8 protein-coding genes and 1 pseudogene are annotated in these 13,325 nt (G+C 72.3%); 5 read left to right on the top strand and 4 right to left on the bottom strand.

Features of this window, described 5'->3' with window-relative positions; all coding sequences use genetic code 11:
- Window positions 1-237 precede the first annotated feature (237 nt).
- Window positions 238-3,483: an ATP-binding protein gene (locus HG542_RS05260; protein ID WP_171078842.1), complete on the top strand. Its 3,246-nt coding sequence runs from the start codon at window positions 238-240 to the stop codon at window positions 3,481-3,483.
- 86 nt (window positions 3,484-3,569) lie between these two features.
- Here the strand turns inward: HG542_RS05260 and HG542_RS05255 are convergent, their stop codons facing one another.
- From HG542_RS05255 to HG542_RS05245, 3 genes and pseudogenes are all read right to left on the bottom strand, one after another.
- Entirely contained in the window at window positions 3,570-5,582 is a 2,013-nt protein-coding gene (locus HG542_RS05255; protein WP_171078841.1) for a transglycosylase domain-containing protein, read from the bottom strand.
- Between the two features lie 135 nt (window positions 5,583-5,717).
- Window positions 5,718-6,509, bottom strand: a pseudogene (locus HG542_RS05250) (aldo/keto reductase); the annotation flags it as partial.
- A 50-nt stretch (window positions 6,510-6,559) separates the two neighbouring features.
- Window positions 6,560-7,768 (bottom strand): RNA-guided endonuclease InsQ/TnpB family protein, encoded by a 1,209-nt coding sequence (locus HG542_RS05245; RefSeq protein WP_171078924.1) that lies wholly within the window; start codon window positions 7,766-7,768, stop codon window positions 6,560-6,562.
- 391 nt (window positions 7,769-8,159) lie between these two features.
- Between HG542_RS05245 and HG542_RS05240 the strand changes: the two genes are divergently transcribed.
- From HG542_RS05240 to HG542_RS05230, 3 genes are read left to right on the top strand one after another with little or no spacing between them, the layout of a single operon-like run.
- Window positions 8,160-9,686 carry a type III PLP-dependent enzyme domain-containing protein gene (locus HG542_RS05240; RefSeq protein WP_171078840.1) on the top strand — a complete coding sequence of 509 codons (1,527 nt, stop codon included), beginning with the start codon at window positions 8,160-8,162 and terminating at the stop codon, window positions 9,684-9,686.
- Window positions 9,683-11,002, top strand: coding sequence for a pyridoxal-phosphate dependent enzyme (locus HG542_RS05235; RefSeq protein ID WP_171078839.1), 1,320 nt, complete (start codon window positions 9,683-9,685; stop codon window positions 11,000-11,002). Before HG542_RS05240 ends, HG542_RS05235 begins: the two co-directional genes overlap by 4 nt.
- Window position 11,003: 1 nt before the next feature.
- Window positions 11,004-12,194 (top strand): aminotransferase class V-fold PLP-dependent enzyme, encoded by a 1,191-nt coding sequence (locus HG542_RS05230; RefSeq protein WP_171078838.1) that lies wholly within the window; start codon window positions 11,004-11,006, stop codon window positions 12,192-12,194.
- Here the strand turns inward: HG542_RS05230 and HG542_RS05225 are convergent.
- Entirely contained in the window at window positions 12,169-12,645 is a 477-nt protein-coding gene (locus HG542_RS05225; RefSeq protein WP_171078837.1) for a hypothetical protein, read from the bottom strand. The two genes, HG542_RS05230 and HG542_RS05225, sit on opposite strands and share 26 nt — an antisense overlap.
- A gap of 245 nt (window positions 12,646-12,890) precedes the next feature.
- Here HG542_RS05225 and HG542_RS05220 point away from each other — a divergent pair, with 245 nt between their 5' ends.
- Window positions 12,891-13,268, top strand: coding sequence for an SdpI family protein (locus HG542_RS05220; protein ID WP_171078836.1), 378 nt, complete (start codon window positions 12,891-12,893; stop codon window positions 13,266-13,268).
- Window positions 13,269-13,325 lie beyond the last annotated feature (57 nt).

The following is a 13,325-nucleotide window of genomic DNA, read 5'->3' as shown; positions in this document are numbered from 1 at the left end:
CCGGCCGGCGCCGCCTCATCGTGCGTCACCCCCCTTGCCGTGGCCTGGTCGGGACGCTGGCGGCGCCTTGCCGGCCGGGCGCAGGCGCTTGCCGATTCCTTGCGGCCCGCTTGCCGTTGGCTGATAGGAGACCTTGGAATGATTCGTTCCCTATGCCAAGATCACTTTCCGGAGGGGGGCGGTCACAGCCCGCCCCGCCCACCGGCACAGCCCGCGCGTAGAACGACAGGAACCCGTATGCCCGCACCGCAGTCGCCGAGCACGTCGCCGCCCACCGGGCGGGGCCTGCCGCCCGGACCGCTGCTGCGCGTCCTGGGCCCCATGACGGCGCAGCACGAGGGGACCGACCTGCCGCTCGGCCCCCCGCGCCGCCGGGCCCTGCTGGCGCTGCTGCTCATACGCCTGGGCCGGGTCGTGCCCACCGAGCTGCTCGTCGAGGAGCTGTGGCCGGACGGCCCCCCGCGGCAGGCCGTCGCCACGCTGCAGAGCCATGTCTCCCATCTGCGCGGCGTCCTGGACCCCGCGGCGGGCAACGGCACCCCCTCGGTGCTGCGTCACCGGGCGCCCGGATACGTCCTCGACCTCGCCCCGGAGCGCACCGACGCCGGCCGCTTCGAGCAACTGGTCACCGCCGGACGGCAGCTGCTGGACCGCGACGACCCGCGCACCGCCCGCGACCGGCTCACCGAGGCGCTGGGGCTGTGGCACGGCTCCCCGTACACGGAGTTCGCGGCGCACCCGCCACTGGTCGACGAAACGATCCGGCTGGAGCAACTGCGGCTCACCGCCCTGGAGTCGTGCGCCGAGGCCGGGCTCGCCCTCGGGGCCGCCGACGAGGTGGCCGCGGAACTCGACCGCGAGGTACGCCGGCACCCCACCCGCGAACGGCTCGTCGGTCACCTGATGACGGCGCTCTCGCGGCTCGGCCGGCAGGCCGAGGCGCTGGAGGTCTACGAGCGCACCCGCAGCCATCTCGTCGAGGAGTTCGGGGTGGACACCGCCCTCGAACTCCAGCGGGTGCACACCGCGATCCTCCGCCAGGAACCGGCCGTCGCCGAACCGGACGGCGCCGCACCGCCCGTACCGACCGCCGAACCCCCGGCCGCCGACGCGCCCCCGCCCGCAGTCGCCCCGGAGCCGGCCGCGCCCCGAGGAGGAGTCCCCTCGCCGCTGGTCGGCCGGGAACAGGAACTGCACCGCCTGGTGACCGCCGGGGCGGGTGCCCTCACCGGCCACGGCCATGTGGCGGCCGTCCTCGGCCCGGCCGGCGTCGGCAAGACCCGGCTGCTGACGGAACTCGCCCCCGGCCTGGAGACCGCCTACGAGAACCTCGACGTGGTCTGGAGCCACTGCCACCCCGGCGAGGGCGTCCCGCCCTACTGGCTGTGGACCCAGGTCCTGCGCCGCCTCTCGGCCGCCCGGCCGGACGCCTTCCGCGCCGCCACCGCCCCCTTCGGCCCGCTGCTGGCCCCGCTGATGCCCGAACGGCTCGCCGGGACCGGGGCGTTGCCGGCCTCCGAGGCCGACTGGGCGCAGGCCCGCTTCCTCACCCACGACGCGGTGTGCGAGGTCCTGGTCGCCCTGGCCGCCAAACGCCCCGTCGTGCTGCTCCTGGAGGACCTGCACTGGGCCGACACCCCCTCCCTGGAGCTGCTCGCCCTGCTCGGCACCCGCCGCCAGGGACACCCGCTGAGCATCGTGCTCACCGCACGGGACTTCGCCGTCGACTCCGACGCCACCATGAGCCGGCTGCTGTCCGACGTCCTCAGAGGCCCCCGCACCGAGACGCTGCGGCTCGACGGGCTCTCCCGCCCCGCCGTCGCCGCCCTCGTCGAGGCCCAGGCCGGGCCGGGCGTCGGTGCGGACGTCGTCGAGGCGCTGCACCGGCGCAGCGAGGGCAACCCGTACTTCGTCATGCAGCTCCTCTCCCTCCTCGGCGACGCCCGCCGCCTGCACGACAACGGCGCCACGGACGTCTTCCTCACCCGGATACCCACCGGCGTGCGCGAGGCGCTGCGCCAGCGCTTCGCCGCCCTGCCCGAACAGGTCCTGCGCCTCCTGCAGTTGTGCGCCGTCGTCGGCGACGAGATCGACACGGACCTGCTGCTGCGCATCGCCGACACCGAGCCCGAACCCGTGGCCACCGCACTGGAGTCGGCGATCCGCGCCGAACTGCTCGGCGAGGACCCGCACCACCCCGGGCGGCTGCACTTCGCCCACGCCCTGGTGCGGGAGACGCTCGTCGACGAGATCCCCCGCGACGAACGCCACCGGCTGCACGCCCGCATCGCCGAGGCGCTGTGCACCCGGCGGCACGGGACGGTGGGGGACGAGGAGATCGAGCGGGTCGCCCACCACACCTGGAACGCCAAGGACGCCATCCATGCCGAGGAGGCGCTGCCCCGGCTGCTGCGCGCCGCCGAGCACGCCGAGAAGCACCTGGCGTACGAGCACGTCGAGACCTGGCTGCGCCGCGCCGTGCACCTCGTCGGCTACCTGTCGCCCGACGACACCTCGGCACGCGGCCTGGAACAGCGGCTCCACATCCAGCTCGGCCAAGTGCTGGCCACCACGCGGGGTTACGGCGACGCCGAGGCCGAGGCGGCCCTGGGCCGCGGCCGCGCGCTGAGCAACGTCACCCACGCACCCGAGGACCCGTCCGTGCTGTGGGCCCTGTGCGCAGCACTTCTGGTCACCGGCCGCTACGACGAATCGCGCCAGTTCTCCGGCCTGTCACGGGAGATCGCCGCCCGCACGCAGCACCCGGTGGCCCTGCTCGGCGCGGCCTACGGCGAGGGCATCGTGCTGCACGTGCGGGGCCGGCTGCCCGAGGCGCTCGGGGAACTGGACCACGCCGTCACGATGGCCGACCGCTTCGCCCGCGAGGGACATGAACTCGCCCGCACCTTCCAGCACGACCCGCGCGTCTCCTGCCGCTCCTACGACGCCTTCACCCGCTGGCTCCTCGGCGACCGCAAGAAGGCCGCGCAGCGCCGCGCGGAACTGCTGCGCCTGACCGGTTACGAGAGCCGGCCCTCCGACCGGTCGTTCGCCCTGTACGTGGACGCGGTGCTGGCCGCCTGGGAGGGGGACGCGGACACCGTGCTCGCGACCACCGACGAGGGGGTGAAGGTGGCGGCCGACCATGGGCTGCTCTACTGGAGGGCGATGCTGAGCGTGCCGCGGGGGTGGGCGCTGACCCACTCCGGGCGGGAGACCGAGGGGCTCGCGCTGATGCACGCCTCGCTGGACGAACTGCGGCTGTCCAGGAGCCACTTGCGGCTCCCGCTGCATCTGGGGCTGCTCGGGCAGGCGCAGCACCGTGCCGGGCAGCGGGAGGAGGCGAAGGAGACCTTCCGCAAACTGCTGGCGGTTGTCGGGCACCGCCGCGAGCACGTCTACCTCGACCCGGCCCTGCCGGCGACCCGGCTCCTGCACGAACTCCTGGGCCGCGGCGCGGCGGACTCGGTACTGGCGGCGTGAGCGCCCCGTAAGGGGCGCGGGGAACTGCGCATGCGGGCGCGTCGTGGTTGCTCGCGCAGTTCCCCGCGCCCCTAACGGGGCGCCCCCTACGGGGCGGCACCCTCCATCGCATCGCGCCAGATCGGTCCCGCCAGCGTGCCCCCGAAGGCCTGGCCGATGACGGCGCCGCCGATGCTCTGGCCGTCGAGGTCCTGGGGGCTCGCAGGGTCGCTGACGACGGTGGCGCCGGACAGCCCCGACGTGTAGCCCACGAACCACACCTGCTTGCCCGCGTCCGTGGTGCCGGTCTTCCCCGCGCTGTCCCGGCCGCTCAGCCCGGCCGGCTTGCCGGTGCCGTCCTCGACGACGCCCTTGAGCATGGACGAGACGGCATCGGCGGTCCCCTGCGACATGGCCTGCCGGCAGTCGGTCCGCGGCACCGCGATCTCCTTGCCGTCCGGGCCGGTGACGGAGGTGACGGCGACCGGCGTGCAGTAGGTGCCCTGGGCCGCGAACGCGGCGTACGCGTTCGCCATGTCCAGCGGCGTCAGGTCGTTGGTGCCGAGGGTGAGGGACGGCACGATCCGGAGCGGATTCCCGTCGGCCTGGCGCGCGATGCCCAGCCGGCCGGCCATCGCGGCCACCTTGCACAGGCCCGTGTCGGCCTCCAGCTGGGCGAAGTACGTGTTGACGGACTTGGCCATGGCCTCCGGCATCGTGAACGGGCCGACCAGGGACGGGCTGTCGTTGTGCACCTGCTGCCCGCCGTCCGTGTAGCCGTGCCCCTCGCAGTCGGACATGGCCGGCCACGGCATCGAGTACGGGGACGGATACTTCCGGTCCGGCCGGATGCCGTCCTCCAGCGCCGCCGCCGCGACGACGGGCTTGAACGTGGAACCGGTGGGGAACCCGAGCCCGCCGCCCATGGCCGTACCGACGTTGAGGTTCAGGCCGGTCTCGTGCGCCCCCGTGCCGTAGTCGCGGCTCTGGGCCATCGCCAGGATCCGGCCGGTGCCCGGCTGCACGAGGGTCGTCGCCGCGGCCGCCTGGTCGGTGGTGTAGACGTGGGACGTCACCGACTGCTCAACGGCCTGCTGCGCCCGGGGATCCAGGGTCGTACGGATCTGCAGACCCCCGCGGTGCCACAGGGCCTTGCGGGCGGCGGCCGTCCTGCCGAAGGCCGGATCGCCGAGGACGGTCCGGCGGATGTAGTCGCAGAAGAACCCCGCGCCCTGCTCCGCGGTGATGCACCCCTGGCGCGGCGGGTTGAGGTCGAGCTTCACCGGCTCGGCGGCGGCCTGCCGGGCCTGCGCGGTGGTGATGGCGCCGTACTGGGCCATCTTGCGCAGGACGGTGTCGCGGCGCTGCCGGGCCAGCTTCGGGTTGGCGACCGGGTCGTACGAGGACGGGGACCGTACCAGCCCGGCCAGCAGCGCCGCCTGCGGCAGCGACAGGTCCGCGGCGTGCACGCCGAAGTACCGCTCCGCGGCGGCCTCGACGCCGTACGCCTGCTCGCCGAAGTAGGTGATGTTGAGGTAGTCGGTGAGGATCTCGTCCTTCGTGAGGGTCTTCTCCAGCTCGATCGCGTAGCGCAGTTCGCGGATCTTGCGGTCGAGGGTCTGGCGTTGTGCCTGCTGGACGGCTTTGGGGTCGTCGCCCGCCTCCTCGACGAAGACGTTCTTCACGTACTGCTGGGTCAGGGTCGAAGCGCCTTGTACGACACTGCCGTTGGCGGTGTTGCGGTCGAGTGCGCGCAGCACGCTCTTGAGGTCCACCGCGCCGTGCCGGTAGAAACGGTTGTCCTCGATGTCGACGAGGGCCTTGCGCATCACCGGGGCTATGCGGTCGCCGGGTACGACGGTGCGGTTGCGGTCGTAGACGGTGGCGATGAGGCCGCCCTTCGCATCGTAGATGCGGGAGGACTGGGTGAGGGGCGAGGAAGTGAGGGCGTCGGGGAGGCCGTTGAAGTCGTCGGTCGCGGATTTGGCGGTCAGGCCGAGCATGCCGAGGGCGGGCATGGCCATGCCCGCGAGGAGGATGCCGGCGAGGGCGCCGGCGGCGAGCAGTCGGTAGACGTTCAGGAGCCGTGGACCGGCCCAGCGGGGGCGCGTCAATGGCATGCCGGAACCATACGGGGTGAACCCCCGGTTCGGGGCACGGTCGATGGGGCGCGGTGACCCTTCGGCTGCGGGCGCGTCGTGGTTGCTCGCACAGTTCCCGCGCCCGGGGCGGCAACCACCCCACGGTCACCCCGGTCACGGCAACAACCCCGCACCCTCCAACTGCTCCCAAAGGGCGTCCGGTACCGCAACAGCCGCCAACCGCACATCCTCCGCGACCTCCGTCGCGCTCCGCATCCCGACCAGCACGCACGCCGCTGCCTCGTCCCGCCCCGCCCACGCCAGCGCCGCCGCCGCGAGCGGCACCCCGTACCGGCCGCACACCGCGGCGATCCGCCGAGCCCGCGCCAGCACAGCCGGAGGCGCAGCCGCGTAGTCGTACGCCGCCCCCGGCCGGGGACCGGCCAGCACCCCACTGTTGAACACCCCCGCGGCGACAGCCGCCACCCCCTCCCGCCGGCACAGCGGAAACAACTCCCGCTGTGCTGTGCCCTCCAGCAGACTGCAGCGCCCCGCGCACAGCACCACGTCCAGATCCGTTTCGGCCACGAACCGCGCCAGCATGGCCGTCTGGTTCATCCCGGCCCCGATCGCCCCCACCACCCCCTCCGCCCGCAGCTGCGCCAGCGCAGGGAAGGCCTCCTCGACCGCCTGCTCCCAGTGCTCGTCCGGGTCGTGGACGTACACCACGTCCACCCGGTCCAGACCGAGCCGCCCCAGGCTCGACTCCAGGCTGCGCAGCACCCCGTCACGGCTGTAGTCCCGGATCCGCACCCGGTCCGGCGCGCCCGTGAACTCGGGCGCGCCCCCGTCGCCCTCCGCGCCGAGCAGGCGCCCCACCTTCGTGGACACCGTGAACGCGTCCCGCGGACACCCTCGCAGCACCGCGCCGAGCCGCTGTTCGGACAGGCCCGCGCCGTAGTGCGGGGCCGTGTCGAATTGACATCCTCACCGCCCTGGAGGGCTGCAATTCCCGCCTACCGCGCCGTTAAGGGCTGTGGTTTCGGGTGGGTTCCTGCTTCACTGCGCTGTGCCGGAACGAGTCCAGGTCTTACCTGCGCTCCACAGGCTGTCACCGCCAGTCCGGCGGCCTTGGCGACGTTGACCGCCGCGTTGGCGTCCCGGTCCAGGACGGCACCGCAGGCCTTACACGTCCATGTGCGGACGTGCAGAGGCTTGGGGCCGTCCTTCACGCCGCACACCGAGCACACCTGAGAGGTGGGCTCGAAGCGGTCGATCCGGGTGAAGGTGCGCCCGTGCCGGGCGGCCTTGTACTCCAGCATCGCCACGAACGCCGACCACCCCGCGTCGTGGACGGACTTGGCCAGGCGCGTACGCGCAAGTCCTTTCACCGCCAAGTCCTCCACCGCGATCGCTTGACTCTCGCGGATCAGCTGTGTGGAGAGCTGGTGATGGAAATCGCGCCGCGCATCTGTGACGCGGGCGTGTGCCCATGCAACGCGAATCCTGGCCTTGTCCCGGTTTTTCGAGCCCTTTTCCTTGCGGGATAGGGAGCGTTGCGCCTTCTTGAGGTGCTTCTCCGCGCGGCGCAGGAAGCGCGGAGAGTCGATCTTCCGGCCGTCGGAGAGCACTGCGAAGTGCCCCAGCCCAAGGTCGATACCGATCTCGGATGTGGTCTGTGGCAGGGCTTCCTCCGGGCCGGTGTCGACGACGAAGCTTGCGAAGTACCGACCTGCGCTGTCCTTGACCACTGTCACTGTGGATGGAACCGAGGGCAGCCTGCGCGACCACTTCACCCGCACATCGCCGATCTTCGGCAGACGCAGCTTTCCGCCAGGGGTTACGGCCCAGCGCGCATTTGCGGTGAACCGCACTGCCTGCCGGGTGTCCTTGCGGGACTTGTACCGCGGCGCACCCATCCTCGGGCGCCTGCCCTTCAGGCCATCGAAGAAGTTCCGGTAGGCCGCATCCAGGTCCCGAAGTGACTGTTGCAGCACAACGGTGGACACCTCGGCGAGCCAGGCCCGTTCCGGGGTCTTCTTCGCCTTGGTGATCAGCCGCTTGGACAACTCGCCCACCGTCGGGAACGGCAGCCCGGCATCGCGGGCGACCTCCCGTGCCCTGAGAGCGTCGTTGTAGACCACCCGCGCGCACCCGAATGCCCGTGTCAATGCTGTGCGTTGACTGGCGCTCGGGTACACGCGGAAGCTGTACCGAAGTTGCACGCCGGTCACGCTACACACTTGGGTGGGGGCTATCGATCAGAACATTCGTTCAGGTCGCCACTGCGTTTTGATCCTGGGGCTCGTACAGCACACCGGACATGCCGCCCAGCGCCGCCACGAGGTGCACTGCACCCGCCCAGGCACCCTTGCGGCGGCCGGGGCGGCAGCGCCGATTCTCGCCCGCATCTGCGTCACGGAACCTCCCCAGGCCCACGGTGAACTCCTCTGCACTCCTCCGAACTCCTCAAGGGAATGCGGCTGTCCGCGGCCGGAGCAAGAGGGCCCTCACGGCCACGGCCCGCCGACGTGCAATGGACGTCACGGGAGCGGAAGGCAATCATGGGCTCATACCGGCCGCGGTCCGCGTCCGTCCGAGGGAGGGGGAACCGGGATGAGCGAGGCCCCTGAGCACCGGGAACCGCCGCATCTGGAACCGCCGCATCTGGAACCGCCGCACCTGGAACCGCTGTACCTGGAACCGCGCCTGGAGCCGCCGCTCGCCTCCCTGCTGGAGTCCGGGGCCTTCCTGCACTCGCTCACCGACGCGCTCGGCTCACCGCTCGCCGTCCTGCTGCCCGACCGGATCGCCGAGAACGCGGGGCAGTTCCGCGCGGTCTACCGGCGCCACCACCTCTCCGGCAGCGTCTGCTACGCCCACAAGGCGAACCGGTCCAGTGCCCTGGTGCGGCGGCTCGCGGTGACCGACGCCGCCCTCGACGCGGCCTCGCTCGGCGAGCTGCAGCACGCCCTCGGCGCCGGGTTCACCGCCGACCGGATCGTGGCCACCGGGCCCAAGGACCCCGAGTTCCTCTGGCTGGCCGCGCTGACCGGGACCACCGTCCACATCGACGGCCAGGGCGAGTTGGAGGAACTGGCGGGTCTCGTCCGTAAGCACGGCCTGCCCCGGGTGCGGATCCTGCTGCGGCTGTCGGACTTCCGTGCGCCCGGTGTCCGGATACGCTCGCGGCCCAGCCGCTTCGGCACCTCCGCCGGGTCGCTGGACCGGCTGCTGGACGCCGTCGAACGCCACCGCGACACCGTCGAACCCATCGGCACCGCCTACCACTTGGACACCACCAGCCTCGATGAGAAGGCCGTGGCCCTGGAAGGCTGCCTGCACGCCATGGACGCCCTGCGCCGCCGCGGCTTCCGGCCGCGCACCGTCGACGCCGGCGGCGGCTTCGGCGTCGACTACCTCGCCCACGGCGCCCAGTGGGACCGCTACACCACCGCACTGACCCACGCCGTCCTCGGCAGGCGCCCCCCGCTGACCTGGGGCGGACACGGCTACGGCCTGCGCGCCGAGAACGGCACCCTGCGCGGCACCCTGGGCCTGTACCCCTCGCACCGCCCGGTCGCGGGCGCCGCCTACCTGGACGCGCTGCTCTCCCTGCCGGCCCCCTCCCTCGGCCGCCCGCTCGGCGCCCTGCTGCTGGAGAACCTCTACGACCTGCACACCGAACCCGGCCGCGCCCTGCTGGACCAGTGCGGGCTCACCCTCGCCCGGGTGCTGGAGGTCCGGCGGACCGACTCCGGCGAACAACTGGTGCGGCTCGCGGCCAAGGCCAGCGACATCGGCCTGGAGGAACACGGCGTGCTCGTCGATCCCGTCCTCGTCGGCCGCGGCGGCGACGAGGACCCGGGCGGGCCGCCGGTGGGCGTGCACCTCACCGGCAGCCTGTGCCTGGAGAGCGACCTCATCACCCGCAGGACGGTCTTCCTGCCCCGCCCGCCGCGCACCGGCGACCTGCTGGCCTTCGCCAACACCGCGGGCTACTGCATGGACTTCGGCGCCACCCGCGCACAGCGACAGCCCCCCGCCCGCAAGGTCGCGGTCCACCGCGCGGCGGACGGCTGGCAGTGGTGTCTCGACGAGCAGTACTGGCCGATCACGCGTCAGGGGGACCCACAGGCATGAGGTACGACAGCATCACCGAAGTCATCGGCAACACCCCGCTGGTCCGCATCGACCCGGCCGTGCACGGCCTGCGCCGCATCGACCTCTACGCGAAGCTGGAGATGCTCAACCCCTTCGGCTCCGTCAAGGACCGGGCCGCCTGGAACATGGCCCGCCCCGGACTGCCCGGCGCCGTCCGGCGCGGCGAGACCGTCGTCGAGCTGTCCAGCGGCAACACCGCCAAGGCACTGGCCCTGATCGCCGGCATGCACGGGCTGCCGTTCAAGAGCGTCACCAACCGGATGCGCATCCCCGAGATCAAGGACCTGTTGCTGCTGCTGGGCGCCGAGATCGAGGAACTGCCCGGCCAGACCGAATGCCTGGACCCGACCCTCACCGAGGACCCGCTGACCCTCTTCCACCGCGAACTCACCCGGCCCGGCAGCGCCCACCTGCACACCGACCAGTACTTCAACGACCGCAACACCGAGGCCCACGCCACCGGCACGGGCCCGGAGATCGTGGCCGACCTCGACGGCCGCGCCCCCGACTGGTTCATCGCCTGCATCGGCACCGCCGGCTCCTCCACGGGAGTGGCCCGCGTGCTGCGCGCCCACGACCCGGACGTCCGCGTCGTCGGACTCGTCGGCAGGAAAGCCGACTTCATCCCCGGCATCCGCACCGTCGACGAGGTGCACGAGGTGGGCCTCTTCGACCCCGACACCTACGACACCATCGAGGCCGTCGGCACCGACGAGGCCATCGACGGCATGCTCACCCTGGCCCGCCGCTGCGGCATCCTCGCCGGACCGACCGGGGGAGCGGCCTACTACGGTGCCGTCCGTCATCTGCGCGCCGCCGAGGAGGAGTTGACGGGGCGCGCCACCGCGGTCTTCATCGTCTGCGACCGCGGCGAGAGCTACCTCAGCTACGTCCGCAGGCACCGCCCCGAACTGTTCAACCGCCCGCCCGTGAAGAACTCCGTGGCCACCCTCACCCCGGCCGAGGTGCAGTCCGCGGCAGCCGTCGACACGGCGGCCGCCCAGCGGTGGATCGCGGAACAGCAGCCCCTGGTCATCGACCTGCGCAGCCCCTTCGCCTACGCCGCCCTGCACATCGAAGGGTCGATCAACATCGTCGACGAACTCTTCGACGAACTCCTGCGCGGCGGACTGCCGTTCGGCAAGCAGCAGCCCGTCCTCCTGGCCTGCCCCGTCGGCGAGCAGTCCGCCCGCTACGCCGCCCTGCTGACCCGCATGGGCCACCCCGACGCGCGCAGCCTCGCCGGCGGCATCATCGCCTGGCGCGACGCGGGCGCCCCGCTGGTGCGTGAGTGACATGGCCGGACCGCTGGAGGACCTCGCCGCCTGGCAGCGCTCCCTGCGTGCCCAGTTCCCCATCGTCGTCGCGCACCCGGAACTGGCCTACCTGGACAGCGCCGCCACCTCCCAGAAGCCGCAGGCCGTCCTGGACGCCGTGCAGCACTACCTCACCACGAGCAACGCCAACGCGGGCCGGGGCACGTACCCCTGGGCCAACGCCACGACCGCGCTGGTGGAACGGACCCGTGCCCGGGTCAAGGAGTTCCTCGGCGACCCCGCCCCCGACTGCTCCGCCGTGCACTTCACCGCCGGCACGACGGACGGACTGCGCACGGTCGCCCGCGACTGGCTGCCCGCGCACCTCGCCGACGGGGACGAGATCGTCGTCCCGTTCGCGGACCACGAGGCCAATCTGACGCCCTGGCTGGAGGCCCGCGACCTGCTGGCCCGCCAGGGCGTACGGATCCGGGTGCGCGAACTGCCGTACCAGGCGGGCTCCGGCGACTACGACCCGGCGGCGCTGGCCGCCGTGGTGGGCCCGCACACCCGCTTCGTCGCGGCCACGCATGTGCACCACGTCTACGGCGGCGACATGAACGTCCACCGCATCCGGCAGGCGGTGGGCCCGGACGTGCCGATCTGTCTGGACGCGGCCCAGAGCATCGGCCACCTGCCGGTCTCCGTGGCCGAGTTGGACGTGGACTTCGTGGTCTTCTCCGCGCACAAGGCGCTGGCCCTGCCGGGCACGGGCGTGGTGTGGTCGCGCGGCCGCCGCGGCCCGCGCTTCGCTCCCGGGGGCTGGGACGGCACGCCCAACACGGTCGGCATCGCGGCCCTCTCGGCGGCCCTGGACTGGCTGGAGCAGGCGGGCCCGGACCGCATCGCGCAGTGGTGCACGGCCCTCGCGGCCCGGCTGACCGACGGCCTGAACCGGATGACGGCCTACACCGTGCTCGGCTGCAACCTCAGCCTGGCGGCGGGCTCCGCCGTGCAGCGGCGCACCGCCATCGTCACCTTCCGGCACCGCGACATCGGCTCCGGCGACCTGGGCTTCATCCTCTTCAGTCACGGCTTCATGGTGCGCACGGACAACCACTGCCAGGCCGGCGCGGGGGAGCGGGAGCACTCCGTGCGGGTCAGCCTGCACGTCCACAACACGGTGGAGGAGATCGACGGACTGCTCAGCGTCCTCGCCGGCCTGCCGTGAGCTGCCGGAGCTTCTCGATCGTCAGCCCGATGGTGTTGACGGAGTCCCGGATCCGGTCGTTCTGCTGGTGGCTGCCGACCTTCTCGCTGACGTGGTCGCGGGCCTCGGCGACCAGGTCCCCGATCATCACGAGGACCGTGGCCGTCGTGACCTGCCCGCTGGTCACCGAGTCGATGTCCCAGTGCGCATGGACGCCCAGTTCCACGACGAGCACGGCGATCATCAGCGCGGACCAGATGCCGGTCTTCTTCAGGAACGACACCAGGTTGACGTTCTCGTGGCGCATGGCGATGGTCATGCTGGCCAGCAGGACCAGCCCGGCGACGACGGCGAGGGACTTCCAGGACTGGTGGAAGACGTCCATGCCGAGGGCCAGCAGGACGAGGACCCAGGCGGTGCCCTGGACGAGGGCGCGCTCGTCATAGGCGCGCGGTGCCGGTGGCTGCGTCATGCCTCTCAGAGTAGGGGGCGGTATCGGGACATTGGGTGCTATTCGGTGTGGTGGGTTTCCGGCCACGGCGGGCAGTGGCCTGATACGGGGCCGGGGTGCCTGCATCAAGTGCGGTGCGAGGAAGGGGCGTTCAACTGCAGCCAGGACGTCATCAAGATTCCCTCAACGCTGTTGATCGCCTCGAACGGCAGTGCCACGATGACCGGGTCGCCGATCACGTGGGCTTGCCAGGGGGAAGCAGCACCATGAGTTCTCATCTCGTCGTGGGCGTCATTCTCGCCGTCGTCTATCTCGTCGCCGCAGGAGTCGTCCTCGCCGTCGCCCGCGCCGGAGGGAAGGGCGCCCTCGGCCGGAACGCCTTCGTCGGCGTGCGGACGAAGGCGACCCTCGACAGCGAAGCAGCCTGGCGGACCGGGCAGCGCGCGGCCCGGAAGCGCTACCTGCGCCTGGTCCCGGTCCTGCTCGTCGCCGCGGTCGCCGCTCTCGTCAACGGCCTTGCGGACGGCCCCTCCTGGGCCTACATCGCCATCGTCGCGGCGAGCGGCGCCGTGGACGTCGCCGTCGCCGTATCGTCCGCCTCCGCGGCCGACACCGCCGCACGCCGCGAGCACGGACCCGCCTGAACCGGCCCCGCGCCCGCACATCTTTTCCGGTGGCGGAGGCGACTCCCTCCGCCACCG

It is taken from the genome of Streptomyces morookaense (assembly GCF_013030945.1).
GTDB classification, from domain to species: Bacteria; Actinomycetota; Actinomycetes; order Streptomycetales; family Streptomycetaceae; genus Streptomyces; species Streptomyces morookaensis.
The sequence above is the reverse complement of the archived record's forward strand: the minus strand, read 5'-3'. Positions and strand labels throughout refer to the sequence as shown.